At 69.3% G+C, this 16,117-nt stretch carries 16 protein-coding genes and 2 pseudogenes; 14 read left to right on the forward strand and 4 right to left on the reverse strand.

Annotated elements, in window-relative coordinates; all coding sequences use genetic code 11:
• Positions 1-136: 136 nt before the first annotated feature.
• Positions 137-964 (forward strand): enoyl-CoA hydratase-related protein, encoded by an 828-nt coding sequence (locus OG734_RS45980; RefSeq protein WP_330293334.1) that lies wholly within the window; start codon positions 137-139, stop codon positions 962-964.
• Positions 961-1,542: a DUF2889 domain-containing protein gene (locus OG734_RS45985; protein ID WP_330293335.1), complete on the forward strand. Its 582-nt coding sequence runs from the start codon at positions 961-963 to the stop codon at positions 1,540-1,542. The genes OG734_RS45980 and OG734_RS45985 overlap by 4 nt, the downstream gene beginning before the upstream one ends.
• On the opposite strand, the pseudogene OG734_RS45990 reads toward OG734_RS45985, so the two are convergent.
• A pseudogene (locus OG734_RS45990) lies at positions 1,543-2,149 on the reverse strand (6-phospho-beta-glucosidase); the annotation flags it as partial.
• 15 nt (positions 2,150-2,164) lie between these two features.
• A complete protein-coding gene (locus tag OG734_RS45995) occupies positions 2,165-2,917 on the reverse strand; it encodes a DeoR/GlpR family DNA-binding transcription regulator (RefSeq protein WP_330293336.1) in 753 nt (250 codons plus the stop codon).
• Between the two features lie 360 nt (positions 2,918-3,277).
• Between OG734_RS45995 and OG734_RS46000 the strand changes: the two genes are divergently transcribed.
• The 3 genes from OG734_RS46000 to OG734_RS46010 are packed head-to-tail and all read left to right on the forward strand — an operon-like array spanning position 3,278 to position 6,445.
• On the forward strand, positions 3,278-4,555 hold the full coding sequence (locus tag OG734_RS46000; RefSeq protein WP_330293337.1) for an extracellular solute-binding protein: 1,278 nt from the start codon (positions 3,278-3,280) through the stop codon (positions 4,553-4,555).
• A 1-nt stretch (position 4,556) separates the two neighbouring features.
• On the forward strand, positions 4,557-5,615 hold the full coding sequence (locus OG734_RS46005; protein WP_330293338.1) for a carbohydrate ABC transporter permease: 1,059 nt from the start codon (positions 4,557-4,559) through the stop codon (positions 5,613-5,615).
• Positions 5,612-6,445, forward strand: coding sequence for a carbohydrate ABC transporter permease (locus OG734_RS46010; RefSeq protein WP_330293339.1), 834 nt, complete (start codon positions 5,612-5,614; stop codon positions 6,443-6,445). The genes OG734_RS46005 and OG734_RS46010 overlap by 4 nt, the downstream gene beginning before the upstream one ends.
• A 27-nt stretch (positions 6,446-6,472) precedes the next feature.
• On the opposite strand, the gene OG734_RS46015 is transcribed toward OG734_RS46010, so the two are convergent.
• A complete protein-coding gene (locus tag OG734_RS46015; RefSeq protein ID WP_330293340.1) occupies positions 6,473-7,690 on the reverse strand; it encodes an acyl-CoA dehydrogenase family protein in 1,218 nt (405 codons plus the stop codon).
• A gap of 113 nt (positions 7,691-7,803) precedes the next feature.
• Between OG734_RS46015 and fabG the strand changes: the two genes are divergently transcribed.
• From fabG to OG734_RS46055, 8 genes are all read left to right on the forward strand, one after another.
• Positions 7,804-8,550, forward strand: a complete 747-nt coding sequence (fabG, locus tag OG734_RS46020) for a 3-oxoacyl-ACP reductase FabG (RefSeq protein ID WP_330293341.1) — start codon at positions 7,804-7,806, stop codon at positions 8,548-8,550.
• A gap of 22 nt (positions 8,551-8,572) precedes the next feature.
• Positions 8,573-9,823, forward strand: a complete 1,251-nt coding sequence (locus OG734_RS46025) for an acetyl-CoA C-acetyltransferase (RefSeq protein WP_330293342.1) — start codon at positions 8,573-8,575, stop codon at positions 9,821-9,823.
• Between the two features lies 1 nt (position 9,824).
• On the forward strand, positions 9,825-11,273 hold the full coding sequence (locus tag OG734_RS46030) for an OB-fold domain-containing protein (RefSeq protein ID WP_330293343.1): 1,449 nt from the start codon (positions 9,825-9,827) through the stop codon (positions 11,271-11,273).
• Positions 11,270-12,487: an acetyl-CoA acetyltransferase gene (locus OG734_RS46035; protein WP_330293344.1), complete on the forward strand. Its 1,218-nt coding sequence runs from the start codon at positions 11,270-11,272 to the stop codon at positions 12,485-12,487. Before OG734_RS46030 ends, OG734_RS46035 begins: the two co-directional genes overlap by 4 nt.
• A 7-nt stretch (positions 12,488-12,494) precedes the next feature.
• Positions 12,495-13,289: an SDR family NAD(P)-dependent oxidoreductase gene (locus OG734_RS46040; protein ID WP_330293345.1), complete on the forward strand. Its 795-nt coding sequence runs from the start codon at positions 12,495-12,497 to the stop codon at positions 13,287-13,289.
• A 102-nt stretch (positions 13,290-13,391) separates the two neighbouring features.
• On the forward strand, positions 13,392-13,613 hold the full coding sequence (locus OG734_RS46045) for a hypothetical protein (protein ID WP_330293346.1): 222 nt from the start codon (positions 13,392-13,394) through the stop codon (positions 13,611-13,613).
• Between the two features lie 340 nt (positions 13,614-13,953).
• Positions 13,954-14,235 carry a hypothetical protein gene (locus OG734_RS46050; RefSeq protein ID WP_330293347.1) on the forward strand — a complete coding sequence of 94 codons (282 nt, stop codon included), beginning with the start codon at positions 13,954-13,956 and terminating at the stop codon, positions 14,233-14,235.
• Positions 14,236-14,297: 62 nt separating this feature from the next.
• Positions 14,298-14,732 (forward strand): hypothetical protein, encoded by a 435-nt coding sequence (locus OG734_RS46055; RefSeq protein ID WP_330293348.1) that lies wholly within the window; start codon positions 14,298-14,300, stop codon positions 14,730-14,732.
• Positions 14,733-14,774: 42 nt separating this feature from the next.
• Here the strand turns inward: OG734_RS46055 and OG734_RS46060 are convergent.
• Positions 14,775-14,896, reverse strand: a pseudogene (locus OG734_RS46060) (IS5/IS1182 family transposase); the annotation flags it as partial.
• A gap of 166 nt (positions 14,897-15,062) precedes the next feature.
• Between OG734_RS46060 and OG734_RS46065 the strand changes: the two are divergent.
• Positions 15,063-16,112, forward strand: a complete 1,050-nt coding sequence (locus OG734_RS46065; protein ID WP_330293349.1) for a GDSL-type esterase/lipase family protein — start codon at positions 15,063-15,065, stop codon at positions 16,110-16,112.
• Positions 16,113-16,117: the final 5 nt, after the last annotated feature.

The raw sequence follows: 16,117 nt of genomic DNA on the forward strand, positions 1-16,117 counted from the left end.
GGATACCAGGTCAAGGGTTGGATGATCTTCTCTTCGCGGCAACAGGTCTGGTGTCCGGACCGTCGGTGGTATATAGATGATTCATCTAGCTATAAAGCTTGGCTGTAAGGCCAACGGGCCCGTGGGAGCCGCCTCGATGACCGAGAATCCGACCCCGGTGATCCTCACCGAGCTCACCGACGACGGGGTCATGCTGCTCACGCTGAACCGGCCCGAGCGGCACAACGCCTGGACGCTGGAGATGGAACTGCTCTACAACGAGCTGTTCGACCGGGCCGAGAAGGACCCACAGGTCCGGGCCGTGGTGCTCACCGGCGCCGGACGCAGCTTCTGTCCGGGGATGGACATGAGCGTGCTGGACGGGGCGTCCTCCGGCGCCCGCCCGTGGCCGACGGACCGACTGCCGCCGCGCACCCGTCCCATGTCCTTCCCGAAGCCCGTCGTAGCGGCCGTCAACGGCGCCTGCGCGGGCATCGGGTTCAACCAGGCGCTGATGTGCGACGTCCGGTTCGCTGTGCCGGGCGCCAAGTTCGCCGCCGCTTTCAGTGCACGTGGCCTGGTCGCCGAGGACGGTGTGTCCTGGATCCTGCCCCGGCTGGTCGGCTACGGCAACGCCGCCGATCTGCTGCTGTCCTCACGCCGGATCACCGGCACGGAGGCCCTGGCGATGGGCCTGGTCAACCGCCTGGCCGAGCCGGAGGAACTCCTCCCGGCGGCGCTCGCGTACGCGACCGAACTGGCCCGCACGGCCAGCCCGTACGCGATGTCTCTCGTCAAACGGCAGCTCGCCGACGACCAGGCCAGGACCTTCACCGAGAGCCGCGACCACGCCGCCGCCCTCCTGGCCACGGCGAAACGCGCCCCCGACTACCGCGAGGGCGTACTCAGCTTCGTCGAGCGCCGGCAGCCGGAGTTCGCGGGTCTCGGCGAGGAATTGTCGGAGCTGGAGGAGACCTCGTCATGACCCGCACCGAACTCCCACTGCACCGCCGTACCGTCGCCGTCACCGCCTACGCGGAGAAAGGCGGCGACGAGATCTCGGTCGAGGCGGAGCTGCGCGACGAGCGCCCGTGGGCCGAGCCGTCGGCCGCCGTCGTGCACCGGATGGTGCTCGCGGTGCGCGTCCGCCTCTCGGACATGGTGATCGTGGCCGCCGAAGCGGACATGCGGCGCTTTCCGCACGCCGAGTGCCCGCTCATCACACCGGTCTTCGACGGTCTGGTCGGTCTCGGCGTCGCCGCCGGGTACAACCGGGCGATCCAGGAGCGGTTCCGGGGCATCTCCGGGTGCACCCACCTGTACGAACTGGCTCGGGTGCTCGGCCCCGCGGTCGTGCAGGCGTCCCTTTCCGCCTACGTACGACGCCGTGACGCGGGTGACCCCTCCGTCGGCCCGAGCCCCACCGCGGGCGTGCTGAACAGCTGCCACATCTGGGCACCGGACGGGGTGGGCCTGCGCAAGCTCGACGCGGGCTGGCGCCCGGGGACCGGGCCACGTCCGGTCCCGCCGCTCGAGACCCTCGAACGTCAGCGGCCCAGGTAAGGCGAGCTCGGGGAAGTGCCCCTGGTAGGCGTCCAGCAGACGCCTCGCGACGGCGTACGAGTCGATCAGGGGGTGGATGATCAGGGCCCTGACGGCATGCGCGCGATCGCTGGTGGTGGCCGCCCGGATCACCGCGCGTTCGACGGCCTTGACCGAGCACACCAGACCCGTGCCGTGCTCCGGCAGCGGGGCTCCGGCGATGGAGTGGGCGTCGTTGCCGTCCACGTGGCAGGACCTCGATGACGGCGTCGTCGTCCAGGACGGGGATCCTGCCGCGATTGCGGACATTGAGGATGAGGGTGGCTTGCTCGTCCAGGGCGATGACCCGCATCAGGGTGAGGGTCACCTGCTCGTAGCCGCCGGACTCCAGATCGCAGGAGTCACGTTCCCCCAGGCCGACCGCGTCGCGGTTCTCGGCCATGTAGGTGACCTCGCGCTCCAGCCGGGTGGCGTCCCAGGCGTTCCAGGCGACGCGAGGTGCCGGCCGGGCGGCGTCGGCGGCGTCCAGGGAGTCGTAGAAACGCTGTTGCTGGGAGTGGAGGAAGGCGCCCCGAGTCTGCTCGGCGGCTCCCGCGGAGCGCACCGACTCGCGGCTGAAGTAGTAGTGACAGGATCGTGAGTCTCATACTTCGATCACCTCAACTCCGGCCTCGCGCAGCCGATTGCAGGTCTTCTCGTCCCCCGGGGCGTTGGTCACCACGATGTCGAGCTCCTCCGGACCGCACACCCGGGCCATACCGGTGCCGGGAAACTTTCCGGCGTCCGCGACCAGGACCACCTGGGCGCTGGCGGCGATCATCGCCCGTTTGACGGGCACCTCGACGGCGGTGGTGTCCAGCACCTGCCCGTCGGGGCGGACCCCGCTGGTGCCGAGGAACAGCCGGTCGGCGTGGACCTGGCGCAGGTTGTCCTCGGTGAGGAAACCGACCAGCGAACGGTAGTCGCGCCGCACCACGCCGCCCAGCAGGATCAGCTGGACGTCCTTGTCGTCCTGGAGTTCCTCGTAGACGGCCAGGTTGCTGGTGATCACGGTCAGGGACCGGCCGTGCAGTTGGCGGGCCACCCGGTGAGCGGTGGTGCCGATGTCGAGCAGCACGGTCTCGCCGTCCCTGACGAGGTTTGCGCACCAGGCGGCCAGGGCGTCCTTCGCCTCGACCCGGATGCCCGCCACGTCGGCGAACGGGTCGTCCTCGCCCACGACGGGGGCGGCACCGCCGTAGACCCTCTTGAGCAGTCCCTCGTCCTCCAGTTGTGCGAGGTCGCGCCGGATCGTGGCCTCACTCGCCCCGACCTTCTCGGCCAGGGCGACCACCGACGTGGGCCCGTCCGTGCGCAGGGAGCGCAGGATCAGCTGATGTCTTCGGTCAGGGAGCATGCGCAGACCATACTCGCGAACTCTCCAAACTCAAGCAAAGTCGCGCATGAATGTCTCGATACTCGCTTGACCCTTGTCAAACCCGCGCACCGGGTGCACTCTCTTGCGTAATTCGGAGCCCAGGTCCGGACCCCACTCCGGTCGGCCGAAGCGGACGTACGGCATATACCGCCGTCACGGACGCGTCGGCACCGTCTGAGAGGACCAGGTCGCACACCCCGGGTGGCTGAAGGGTTACCCACCCACGCCGATGCTCTTCAGCCACCCGGCCTTCTGCCGCGCCCCCGCCGCGGCCCACGACTCGCAGGTCCTGCCGGACATGCCGGACACGCCGAACCCACCGAAATCCAGGAGAAGAACGTGGACCTTTCCCGCAGACGATTCCTTCAGGCCGCCGTACTGACGGCCGCCGCGGGCGGCGCCACCGCTGCGTGCGGCGGCGGCTCCGGATCGAGCGGCAGCAAGGACAGCAAGAACCTGGCCCTCTGGTACTGGTCGGGCGGCCTGAGCGACAAGGTCGTCGCGGACGCCAAGAAGCACTTCTCCGACATCAGCCTCAAGACCTCCACGGTCGGCGGCGACTTCAAGACCAAGCTGCTCACCGGCCTCAGGGCCGCTCAGTCCGCGCCGGACATCACCGGTGTCAAGGGCGAGGACATCGCCTCCTTCCTGCCGAACGCCGACCGCTTCGTCGACCTGAAGACCGTCGGCGCGGACAAACTGGTCCCGCAGTACCTGTCGTGGAAGCTGAAGCAGGCCACCACGCAGGACGGCAAGCTCATCGGCTTCCCGATCGACATCGGCCCCTGCGCCACCTTCTACCGCGAGGACCTCTTCGCGAAGGCGGGGCTGCCCACCGACCCGGCCAAGGTCTCCTCCGAACTGTCCACGTGGGACGACTACTTCAAGGCGGGCGTCGAACTGCACAAGGCGGTCCCGAAGACCTTCCTGATCAACAACATCGGCTCGGTCTTCTCGATGATGATCGGCCAGGGCACCCAGCGGTTCATCGACGAGGACAACAAGTTCATCGGCGACCAGGACCACATCCGCACCGCCTGGACCACCGCCGTGAAGCCCTACACCCTCGGCATCGACGCCAAGATCAACGACAACACGTGGAATGCCGCGATCAGCAACGGCGCTCTGGGCACCGAGATCGGCGCCGCCTGGCACGCGCTGGACATCAGCAACGCCGCCCCGGGCACCAAGGGCAACTGGCGGGTGGCGAGCCTGCCGGGAGGGCCGTCCAACCTCGGCGGGTCCTTCCTGGCGATCCCCGCGACCAGCGGCAACCCCGAAGAGGCCTTCAAAATCATCAGCTGGATCCTCAGCCCGGAGAACCAGGCCCGCGGCTTCACCGACGCCGCGCTGTTCCCGACCGCCCCGGCCGCGTACAAGCTGCCCGCGCTGACCGGCGGCGACGCCTTCTTCGGCGGCCAGAAGACCATCGAGATCTTCGGTCCGGCGGCCGAGAAGATCCCCACGGCCTACGAGGCGCCGGCCGACGCGGCGGTCTCCGCGCCCTTCTTCAGTGAGCTGACCAGCATCGAGGCCAAGGGCAAGGACCCCGACGAGGCCTGGAGGGACGCGGTGAGCCAGGCCAAGCAGATCGCCGAGCGCCAGGGAGTGAAGTGACATGTCGTCAACCCCGGTAGCCGGCCCGGCGCCCACCGGCCCGACCTCCGGACCCGACACCGGCCTCGCCCGCCGACCGGCTCCGGACCTCCCGCGCGGCGGTCCGGGCCGGCCCGGCCGCCGGATCCGGCCGGTGTCGGCCGGGACCCGGCCCGGGCCGCGACGGCGGGTCGCCAGGCACTGGCCGCAGTACCTGGCCATCTCGCCCTATTACTTGATCTTCTCGGTCTTCATGCTCTTCCCGGTGATCTACACCGTGTACCTGGCGTTCCAGAAGTGGGACGGCATCGGGGACATGCACTTCGTCGGATTCCAGCAGTTCCGCTTCCTCTGGGACGACCCGATCTTCTGGATGTCCATCCGCAACACGCTGGTCATCTGGGTGCTGTCCACGGTGCCCATGCTCTGCCTCGCGCTGGTGCTCGCGGTGCTGGTGAACTCCACCAAGCGCCTCACGGCCTTCTACCGGGTCGCCCTCTTCATCCCCAGCATCACCTCGCTGGTGGCCATCGCGATCTTCTTCGGCGCGATCTTCAGCAACAACTTCGGCCTGATCAACGCCATCCTGAGGTCGCTGCACGTGTCGGCCGTGCCGTGGATGAGCAACGAGTGGACGATCAAGCTGGTGATCGCCGCGTTGATGACCTGGCAGTGGACCGGCTACAACGCGATCATCTACCTGGCCGGCCTCCAGGCGATCCCCTCGGAGGTCTACGAGGCGGCCCGGATGGACGGGGCCGGCCCGGCCCGGATCTTCTTCTCGATCACGATCCCGCTGCTGCGGCCCATCATCCTGTTCACCGTGGTGGTCTCCACCGTCACCGGTCTGCAGAGCTTCACCGAACCACAGGTGCTGTTCGGCAGCGAGGCGGCCACCAACCCCAACTCCGGCGGACCGGGCCAGGCCGGTCTGACCACGTTGCTGTACTTCTACCACCAGGCCTTCGACAACAACGACTTCGGCTACGGGGCCGCCATCGTCTGGGCCTTCTTCCTGCTGATCCTGCTCATCGTCCTCGTCAACTGGCGTCTGGTGCAGCGTAAGGAGCGACGGCCATGAACGGCATGAACCGCAAGCGCGTCCGGGGGCTGAGCGTCCATGTCATCCTGATGTTCGGCGTGGTCATCTCGGTGTTCCCGTTCTACTGGATCGTCGTCATGGCGACGAACACCTCGCAGGACATCTACAGCTATCCGCCGAAGCTGTGGTTCGGCGGAAATCTGGTGACCAACATCCAGCACCTGTTCGACAGGATGGACTTCTTCGGGTCGCTGTTCAACACGGTGGTCGTCGCGGTCTGTACGACGCTCCTGGTGCTGTTCTTCGACTCGCTGGCCGCCTTCGCCTTCGCCAAGTACGACTTCCCCGGCAAGAAGTTCTTCTTCGGCGTGCTGCTGTCGATGTACCTCCTGCCGACCCAGCTGGCGATCATCCCGCAGTACGAGATCATGGTGCAGCTGGGCTGGCTGGGCACCCTCAAGGCGCTCATCGTGCCGGCCGCCGCCAACGCCTTCGGCATCTTCTGGATGCGTCAGTACACCACCACCAGCGTCCCCGACGAACTGCTGGACGCCGCCCGCATCGAGGGCGCCGGCTTCTTCCGGCTGTACTGGCACGTGGTGCTGCCGTGCGTGCGCCCGGCCCTGGCGTTCCTCGGCATCTACACCTTCATCGCCGCGTGGAACGACTACATCCTGCCGCTCGTGATGCTGGTGAACCCCGACCGCCTCACCCTCCAGGTGGCGCTGGCCCAGCTGTACGCCGGCCACTCCACCGACTACAGCATGGTGATGGCAGGGGTTCTGCTGTCGGTCATCCCGCTGGTGCTGGTGTTCACCTTCTTCGCACGCGGGTTCATCGCCGACGCGACCAAGGGGGCCCTGCGCTGACGGCGACCGGTGGCCGGCGACCGTTGATCAGGCTCTCGGCTCGCGCGGCAGCCCCAGCACCTTCTCCGCGAGGATGTTCCGCTGCACCTGTGAGGTCCCCGCGTAGATGGTGCCCGAGCGCGCGATGAGGTACGTCGTCGACCAGGACGCCGAGGAGTTCGCGGCGCCCGGGTCGTCGGTCCGGTAGGTGCGCAGGGGCGGCCTGCCGACCGGTACCTGGCCGTGCAGGCCCATGATGTCCATCGCCAGGTCGGTGACCTTGGTGTGGTACTCGCTCCAGAACAGCTTGGCGATCGACGACTCGGGGCCCGGCTCGGCGCCCTTGAGCCAGCCGGTGAGGATCCGGTAGCCGAGGTAGCGCATGATCTCGACCTTGGACCAGCACCAGGCGATCCGCTGCCGGATGACGGGGTCGTTGTCCTTGCCGTACAGACGGGCCAACTCGACGAGACGTTCGACCTCCGCCTTGAAGAGGACGGGATTCGTCGCCGCCTCCTCCCCGCGCTCCACACCCAGCAGGCTCTGGGCGACGGTCCAGCCGTTGTCGACTCCGCCGACGACGAGGTCGGCGCGGGTGCGGGCGCCGCTGAAGAACACCTCGTTGAAGTGCAGTTGCCCGCTCATCATGCGGAACGGCCGCACCTCGACGCCGGGCTGGTCGAGCGGGACGAGGAGGAAGGAAATACCGCTGTGCCTGGACGCGTCCCGGTTCGTACGGGCCAGGACGAAGATCCAGTCGCTGTGGTGGGCGCCGGAGGTCCACACCTTCTGGCCGTCGATCACCCACTGCTCGCCGTCCCGTACGGCACGCGTCGTGAGCGACGCCAGGTCCGAACCGGCGTCCGGCTCCGAGTAGCCCTGGCACCAGGTGTCCTCACCGCTGAGGATGCGGGGCAGGAAGTGGGCCTTCTGCTCCTCCGTGCCCCACCGCAGCAGCGTGTTCGCCAGCATCTTCACGCCGAAGGTGTCCTGCGGGAGCCCGAACGGCACACCGGCCAGAGCGAGTTCCTCCATCAGGACGACCTGATGGAGCTTGGACAGGCCGCGTCCGCCGTACTGCTCGGGCCAGGTGAGGGAGAGGTACCGGCGCTCGGCGAGCAGTCGGCGCCAGTCCCGGGCGAAGGCCCAGGCCGTCTCCTCGTCGAGGGCGCCGATGCCCTTCCAGTCCGGCGGCAGCGTCTCGGTGAGGAACTCCCTGACCTCGGTGCGGAACGCCTCGGCCTCCGGGGGATAACTGATGTCCACCTGGCTTCTCTCCTCGTCCGGCCCCGCTCACACAGCTCATCGCTGTATTGATTGTTTCAGCATAATAGGTTATCTATTTGAGAGGAATAGCGTCGAGCCAGGGGCGGGCTGACATGGGACTGCTGGACGGCCGGGCCGCGGTGATCACCGGTGGCGCACAGGGCATCGGCTTCGAGATCGCCGGCGTCCTGGGCGCCGAGGGTGCGTCAATCGTGCTCGGCGACATCAACGAGGACGCGGCGGCTCAGGCTGCCGAACACCTCGCCAGGACTGGCGTGGCCGCCACCTCGCTGCGCTGCGACGTCACCGACGAGGACGAGGTCGCCGCCCTCGTCGCCCACTGCACCGACACCTTCGGACCGGTCGGCGTCATGGTCAACAACGCCGGGATCACCCGGGACGCGACCCTGCGCAAGATGGCCCTCGCCGACTTCCGTGCCGTCGTCGACGTCCATCTCACCGGCGCCTGGAACGGCACCCGGTACGCCGCCGAGGCGATGCGCGCGCACGGACACGGCGGCAGCATCGTCAACATCTCCTCCATCGCCGGCAAGGTCGGCAACTTCGGCCAGACGAACTACAGCGCCGCCAAGGCCGGACTCGTCGGCCTCACCAAGGCCTCGGCCAAGGAGCTCGCGAAGGCGGGCATCCGCGTCAACGCCGTACAGCCCGGCCTGATCCGCACCGCCATGACCGAGGCGATGCCCCCGGCCGCCTGGGACGCCAAGCTCGCGGAGATCCCCCTGGGGCGCGCGGGCGAGCCCGCCGAGGTCGCCCAGGTGGTCCTCTTCCTCGCCTCCGACCTGGCCAGCTATGTCACCGGAGCCGTGGTCGAGGTGACCGGCGGCCGGTACATGTGACCCCTCACGAAAGGCAAGCCTGATGCCCGCCCTCCTGCGTGACGCGGTGATCTGCGAACCCGTGCGTACACCCGTCGGTGGCTACGGAGGCGTCTTCCGCGATGTGCCGGCGACCGAGCTCGCCGCCACGCTCGTACGCGCCGTACTGGACAGAACCGGAATACCGCCCGCCGCGGTCGACGACATACTCCTGGGCCAGTGCTACCCCAACGGCGAGGCCCCCGCCATCGGCCGCGTCGCTGCCCTGGACGCCGGACTGCCCGTGGAGGTGCCGGGACTCCAGATCGACCGCCGTTGCGGCTCGGGACTCCAGGCGATCATCACCGCGGCGATGCAGGTGCAGACCGGCGCGAGCGACCTCGTCCTGGCCGGGGGCGTCGAGTCCATGAGCCAGGCCGAGTTCTATACGACCGACGTGCGCTGGGGAGTGCGAGGCGCCGGTACCACGCTGCACGACCGGCTGGCACGCGGGCGCGTCACGTCCGGAGGCGTCAACCACCCCGTCGCCGGGGGCATGTTGGAGACCGCCGAGAACCTGCGCCGGGCGTACGCCATCCCCCGCGAGGAGCAGGACCGACTCGCTCTGCGCTCGCACGAGAAGGCCCTCGCGGCCCAGCGGGAGGGCCGGTTCGCCGACGAGATCGTGCCCGTCACCGTACGCACGCGGAAGGGCGAGAGCGTCGTCGACACCGACGAACACCCGCGCCCCGACTCCTCGTTGGAGAAACTGGGAAAGCTACGTCCCGTCCTCGGTCGCCAGGACCCGGACGCGACCGTCACGGCGGGCAACGCCAGCGGACAAAACGACGGCGCCGCCCTCTGCATCGTGACCCACCCCGAACGCGCCGCCGAACTCGGGCTGCGCCCGCTGGGCCGCCTGGTCTCCTGGGCCGTCGTCGGCGTGCCGCCCGAGACGATGGGCATCGGCCCGGTGCCCGCCACAGCCAGGGCCCTGGAGCGGGCCGGGCTGAAGCTCGCCGACATCGACCTGATCGAACTCAACGAGGCCTTCGCCGCCCAGGTACTGGCCTGCACCCGCGAATGGGGCCTGACCGAGACCGACTTCGAGCGGTTCAACGTCAACGGCTCCGGCATCTCGCTGGGCCACCCCGTCGGCGCCACCGGCGGCCGCATCCTCGCCACCCTGCTGCGCGAACTGGACCGACGCCAGGCCCGCTACGGCCTGGAGACCATGTGCCTCGGCGGCGGCCAGGGCCTGGCCGCCGTCTTCGAAAGGCCGACCGACATCACCGACGCTCCTGGAGGACGCTGACATGGCCGGACTGATCGCCTACGGCGCCTACGTGCCGTACCACCGCCTCGCCCGGGCGGACGTGGCCGCCGTACTCGGCACCGGAGGGGGCAAGGGAACCCGCGCGGTCGCCAGCTACGACGAGGACACCACCTCCCTGGCCGTCGAGGCGTCCCGCGTGGCCCTCGCCCGCGGCGGCCTGCGCCCTCGCATCGGCCAGCTCTTCCTGGCCACCGCCGCACCCGCCTACCTCGACAAGACGAACGCGACCGCCGTCCACGCGGCTCTCGGCCTGGACGAGCACGTCCTCGCCGCCGACATGGCCGGTTCCGTCCGCTCCGGCCTCGGCGCGCTGGTCACCGCCGCCCGCTCCCCGGTCCCGACGCTCGCGGTCCTGTCCGACCTGCGCACCGGCCTGCCCGGCGGCAACGACGAGACCACGGGCGGCGACGGCGCGGCGGCGTTCGTCTTCGGCGGGCACCGCAACGGGGCACCCGTCATCGCGGAACTGCTCGCCCACGACACGGTCAGCGACGAACTCCTCGACCGCTGGCGCCTGCCGGGTGCACCCACCTCCCGGGTCTGGGAGGAGCGGTTCGCCGAGGAGATCTACGTGTCCCTGGCCGACAAGGCGCTCACCGCGGCCCTCGACCACGCCGCCCTCGACATCGCAGCGATCGACCACTTCGTGGTCTCGGGTCTGCACGCACGCGCGTGCGCGGCGGTACGCCGTACAGCGGGCGTACGGCCCGAGGCGGTGACCCCGGACCTCGCCGCGACGATCGGCAACGCCGGCACCGCCCAGCCCGGCCTGCTCCTCGCCGACGTCCTCGACCGGGCCCGGCCCGGCGAGCTCATCGCGCTGGTCGTGCTCGGCGACGGCGCCGGAGTCCTCCTGCTGCGCGCCACCGACGCACTCCCGGCACACCGCAGCGCCCGCCCGGTCGCCGCACAGATCGCCGCGGGCAGCGCCCCCGTCCCGTACGCCACCTACCTCACCTGGCGCGGCCTTCTCAACCGCGAACCACCCCGCCGCCCGGACCCCGAGCCGCCCTACGCACCGCCCGCCCACCGCCGCACCGCCTGGAAGTACGGCTTCGTCGCCTCCCGTTGCGAGAAGTGCGGCACCCGGCATCTGCCGCCCGACCGGGTGTGCACCTCCTGCCGGAGCATCGACGCCATGACCGACGAGCCGATGGAACACGTACGCGGCACGGTCGCCACGTTCACCGTCGACCGGCTGGCCCACACGCCGAGCCCGCCGATGCTGGTAGTGGTCGTCGACTACGACGACGGCGGCCGGTTCCGCTGCCAGCTCACCGACGCGACGGAGGCGGACGCCGTCATAGGCGCCCGGGTGGAGATGACGTTCCGCCGCACGGTCACCGCCGCCGGCATCCACAACTACTTCTGGAAGGCCCGGCCGGTGCGCGCGGGCGACACCGGCCAGACCGAGGGGACAAGCGGATGAGCTCACACGGAATCCGGGACCGGGTCGCGATCGTCGGCATGGGCTGCACGCCCTTCGGCGAGCACTGGACCCGATCGGCCGACGACCTCCTGATCGACGCAGTCGGCGAGGCGGTCACCTCGGCCGGCATCACCCTCGACGACATCGACGCGTACTGGTTCGGCACCCAGGCCTCCGGTGTGTCCGGGCTGACCCTGAGCCGGGCTCTCCACCTCCCCAACAAGCCGGTCACCCGCGTCGAGAACATGTGCGCGACCGGCTCCGAGGCCCTGCGCAACGCCTGCTACGCCGTCGCCTCCGGCGCATACGACGTGGCCATGGCGGTCGGCGTGGAGAAACTGAAGGACTCCGGCATGTCCGGGCTGTCCGGCACCGTCATACCGGGCGCGGGCGACGACAGCCGCGGCGAGATCACCGCCCCCGCAAACTTCTCCCTCCTCGCCCCCGCCTACGCCGCCAAGTACGGCCTCGCGGAGGCGGAGATGAAGGACGTCATCACCCGCATCGCCTGGAAGAACCACGTAAACGGGGCCCGCAACCCCCGCGCCCAGTTCCGCAAGGAAGTGTCGCCGGAGCGCATCCGGTCCGCGCCGATCGTCGCGGGCATGCTAGGCGTGTTCGACTGCTCGGGAGTGTCGGACGGCTCGGCGGCGGCGATCGTCGTACGCGCCGAGGACGCCTACAAGTACACCGACAAGCCGATCTTCGTGAAGGCGCTGTCCTTCGTCGCCGGTCCGGCGGACGGACTCCTGGACCCGGCGTACGACTTCACCACCTTCCCCGAGGTCGTCGCCTCCGCCCAGGAGGCCTACCGCCAGGCGGGCATCACGGACCCGCGCACCGAACTGGCCCTGGCCGAGGTCCACGACTGCTTCACGCCAACCGAGTTGGTGCTCATGGAGGACCTGGGCTTCTCCGAGCGCGGGCAGGGCTGGAAGGACGTCACCAGCGGGGCGTTCGACCTGGACGGCTCGCTGCCGGTCAATCCGGACGGCGGTCTGAAGGCCTTCGGCCACCCCATAGGCGCCTCGGGCCTGCGCATGATGTTCGAGGCCTGGCTCCAACTGCGCGGCGAGGCACCGCCCGAGCGGACCGCCAAGTCCGTGGCCGAGGGGCGCTCGCTCGCCCTGACACACAACCTCGGCGGCGGCCCCGGCGAATGCGTCTCCTTCGTGTCGATCGTCGGCAGTCAACTCACCGACCAGAAAAGGTAGTTCGGCCATGGGGCGACTCGACGACAAGATCGCGATAGTCACCGGAGCCGCGTCCGGCATCGGCGCGGCCACCGCCCGCCGCCTGGCGGCCGAGGGTGCGCACACGGTGGTCGCCGACCTGAACCTCGACGGCGCCAAGGCGGTGACGGAGGAGATCCGCGCCGCCGGGGGCTCCGCGACGGCGATCCCGGTCGACCTGGGTGACGTGGCGAGCGTACGGGCCATGGTGGCCACGGCCGTCGAGACGTACGGCGGCCTCGACGTCCTGCACAACAACGCGGCGGCCACCCACCTCGCCGCCCGCCAGGACCTCGCCGTCCTGGACGCCGACCCGGCGGTCTGGGACGACACGATGCGCATCAACCTGCGCGGGACCATGGTCGCCATCCAGGCCGCCGTACCGCACATGATCGCGCGAGGCGGCGGCTCGGTGATCAACACCTCGTCCGGGGCCGGCCTCGCGGGCGATCTGCGCAACCCGGCGTACGGCGCCTCCAAAGCCGCCCTCATCAACCTCACGCAGTACGTCGCCACCCAGTACGGCAAACAGGGCGTGCGCTGCAACGCCATCGCACCGGGGTTCATCGTCACGCCGGCGAGCTCCGGCTCGGCGCACGGGGCGATCCGGGAGGCGATGCTGCGTCATCACCTCACCCCGCGCCTGGGACTTCCCGAGGACGTCGCCTCGGCGGTCGTGTTCCTCGCCTCCGACGAGTCCGCCTTCATCACCGGGCACACCCTGCGCGTCGACGGCGGACTGCTGTCGCATCAGCCGTACGTCGCGGATCTGCGGGACGCGTAAAGCGATGGCCGGAGGCGCTTCCCGTACAGGAAGCGCCTCCGGCCATCGCTTCAGCGGATAGGGCGAGGTGCCACCGAGGTCAAGCAGATCACCGGGAACACCATGGTCGGTGACAACTTCGCCCCCAACTCCTTCGCCTTCGTCGCCCGCGTCGACAACGGCGACTTCACCTACCTGCCCTCCCTCGGCGGCACCAACTCCTCCGCGACGCAGGTCAACTGCCACGGCGTCGTCGCAGGCAGCGCGGCACTTCCGTCCGCTGACCCGTTCACTGCCCACGGCCCTTTCCACGCCACCGTGTGGGTGCCGCACAAGGTGGCGTAGGAGAGCGAAACCGCGCGGATGAAGGCGCACGGCTGCGGTAGGCCTTCTGCGCGGACCTGGACGCGCCCTTGTGCGCGCCGCACTTCGGGGCGGGGACGGCTATCGGGGCGAAGCACTGCCAGGTGTCGGCCGCGACCCGCGCGAGGATCACAGTGGCGAACTCCTCGCGGGCAGTGGGTCGAAGACGTCGGGGGTGGGGCGTCCGTCGAAGACGACATAGACGCGGGCACGGCGGCGCCGGGGACGTCTTCGGGTCTCCCCTCGGTGCCGCCGAGGTCGATGCGGCGAATGAAGGTACTCTCCTGCGCTGGGGCACGCGTTGTGATCTCTTGGAGGAGTCATGGACTTGCTTGCGGTCCTCGATGAGGCGGTGGCCACTCTCAAGGCTCCTTTGGGGCAGGCTGACCGGGACCAGGGCTGGACCGATGTTCTCCGGAGGGAGTTTCAGGAAGAGATTTCGATCCGCCGTTCAGTGCTGCGTCGCCATGGAGCGGGCATGGTTCGGCATCTGCGTCCGCGCTTCGACGAGTGGATGGAGCGCGAGGGCGTGCGGCCGGGACGACTCCAGCACCTGGTGTCGGATGTGCAGCGGCGACTCATGGAGGCTCGCAGTACGGGATGAAGCCACGCTTGCCGCTCAATGTCACATCGATGAGGCGCAGCAGCCTGGGGAGAGTGCCCACATTGTCCAGGACCGCCGACATCGATCTCGTGTTTGCAGGTGCCGTCACCGTAGGCGCCGTGGTGCGGGCTCTGACCGGTGACGGGTGGTCGCTGGAGGAACCGCTCGGCGTTTCGTACATGGTCGACAGCGACGGCCTGTTCGACTGGAAGTCGGCTTCGGCGGACCGGGCAGCCGAGATCCTGACCGCGGTGGATTCACCGGAAAACATTGACCACCAGGTCGGCATCTGTGTCTATCACTCCACTGCGGAAACCGGCGGCCAACTACTTTTTCATGCGGGCCGATCGCACTGTTCCTTCATCCCGACGATCGACCGGCGAAGCCTCCCCGGAGCGCCGGCCCTCACAGACATGGCGTGGTATCTGACCGCGCTGGTACCGCCCCTGCTCGCTATGGGGTTGGTCGGTTATGAAGCGACGGACCTTGCCGACTGAGCTCCTATGTCAGCAGCCCTCGGGCGGCATACGGGAAGCACGCGTCTCATCAGGCATGTACTGGGTCCGCCGCCCTGCGGCCGCACCCGTTCCTCCGGACTCAACGGCCTGGCCAGCTCCCTCAACCCGTCCGGAGCAATCCAACTCCACGTACCCCGCCCCATGGACAGACCAGCGGCGGTTCACATAGGACACCGTCTCAGTCCTGGCCTGTCCGGGTTATTGACGTGTCAGTGACAGCGATGGCTTGATGAACAGTACCGGGCATGGGAGCGCTCCCATGCCCGCGGGCCGCACTCCCGCTCCCGCCCCACTTGGGAAGGACACCCCATGCGCAGCAGACGCCACCCCCTCCTCGCCGCTTTGCTGGCCGCCCTGTTCGTCTTCGCCACCGGTTTAGGCCTGGCCGGCGCCCCGTCCGCCGCCGCCGCGGCCCCGGTGCGCATCATGCCGCTCGGTGACTCCATCACCGGCTCCCCTGGCTGCTGGCGCTCCCTCCTCTGGAACCAGCTGCAGAACGCCGGTTACACCGACATCGACTTCGTCGGCACGCTGAACGCCCAGAGCTGTGCCCTGACGCACGACGCCGACAACGAAGGACACGGCGGGTTCCAGGCCACCGCCACCGCCGACCAGAACCTGCTGCCCGGATGGCTGGCGGCGACCCGGCCGGACATCGTTGTCATGCACTTCGGCACCAATGACGTCTGGAGCAGCATCGCGCCGGACACCATCCTCGCCGCGTACACCAAGCTGGTCGGCCAGATGCGGGCCAGTAACCCGGCGATGAAGGTGCTGGTTGCCCAGCTCATCCCGATCAATCCGAGCAGTTGCGCCGAGTGCGCCGCTCGTACGGTGGCCTTCAACCAGCGGATTCCGGCCTGGGTGCAGGGCATCACCACCGCGCAGTCGCCGGTCACCGTCGTCGACCAGTGGACGGGCTTCGACTCGGCCACCGACACCAACGACGGCGTCCACCCCAACGCCTCCGGCGACGCCAAGATGGCGGCCCGCTGGTACCCAGCGCTGTCGGCCCTGCTCACCCCGGGCGACCCGGGCGACCCCGGGGACCCCGGGAGCGGTGGCTGCTCGGCGGCGTTCCGGGCGGTGTCGGTGTGGCAAGGCGGCTACCAGGGTGAGGTGACGGTCACCAACACCTCGTCCACGGCGGCGATCTCCTCCTGGGTGGTGACCCTCGTACTTCCGACGGGCAGCCAGGTCACCCAGGTCTGGAACGGCGCGCTGACCGGGACGACGGTGCGCAACGCCGGATACAACGGCACGGTGACGGCGGGGGCGAGCACCACCTTCGGCTTCCTCGCGAGTACGTCGGCTGCGGCGGGCACGCCTGCGGTGACGGCCACGTGTTCGGCGTCCTAGAACTC

This window comes from Streptomyces sp. NBC_00576 (genome assembly GCF_036345175.1).
Taxonomy (GTDB): Bacteria; Actinomycetota; Actinomycetes; order Streptomycetales; family Streptomycetaceae; genus Streptomyces.

What these genes read in the sequence shown, in the direction of transcription:
- OG734_RS45980 (WP_330293334.1), top strand. Translation starts at nt 137, where the DNA reads ATGACCGAGAATCCGACCCCGGTGATCCTCACCGAGCTCACCGACGAC.
- OG734_RS45985 (WP_330293335.1), top strand. Translation starts at nt 961, where the DNA reads ATGACCCGCACCGAACTCCCACTGCACCGCCGTACCGTCGCCGTCACC.
- OG734_RS45995 (WP_330293336.1), bottom strand. Translation starts at nt 2,917, where the DNA reads ATGCTCCCTGACCGAAGACATCAGCTGATCCTGCGCTCCCTGCGCACG.
- OG734_RS46005 (WP_330293338.1), top strand. Translation starts at nt 4,557, where the DNA reads ATGTCGTCAACCCCGGTAGCCGGCCCGGCGCCCACCGGCCCGACCTCC.
- OG734_RS46010 (WP_330293339.1), top strand. Translation starts at nt 5,612, where the DNA reads ATGAACGGCATGAACCGCAAGCGCGTCCGGGGGCTGAGCGTCCATGTC.
- fabG (WP_330293341.1), top strand. Translation starts at nt 7,804, where the DNA reads ATGGGACTGCTGGACGGCCGGGCCGCGGTGATCACCGGTGGCGCACAG.
- OG734_RS46025 (WP_330293342.1), top strand. Translation starts at nt 8,573, where the DNA reads ATGCCCGCCCTCCTGCGTGACGCGGTGATCTGCGAACCCGTGCGTACA.
- OG734_RS46030 (WP_330293343.1), top strand. Translation starts at nt 9,825, where the DNA reads ATGGCCGGACTGATCGCCTACGGCGCCTACGTGCCGTACCACCGCCTC.
- OG734_RS46035 (WP_330293344.1), top strand. Translation starts at nt 11,270, where the DNA reads ATGAGCTCACACGGAATCCGGGACCGGGTCGCGATCGTCGGCATGGGC.
- OG734_RS46040 (WP_330293345.1), top strand. Translation starts at nt 12,495, where the DNA reads ATGGGGCGACTCGACGACAAGATCGCGATAGTCACCGGAGCCGCGTCC.
- OG734_RS46045 (WP_330293346.1), top strand. Translation starts at nt 13,392, where the DNA reads ATGGTCGGTGACAACTTCGCCCCCAACTCCTTCGCCTTCGTCGCCCGC.
- OG734_RS46050 (WP_330293347.1), top strand. Translation starts at nt 13,954, where the DNA reads ATGGACTTGCTTGCGGTCCTCGATGAGGCGGTGGCCACTCTCAAGGCT.
- OG734_RS46065 (WP_330293349.1), top strand. Translation starts at nt 15,063, where the DNA reads ATGCGCAGCAGACGCCACCCCCTCCTCGCCGCTTTGCTGGCCGCCCTG.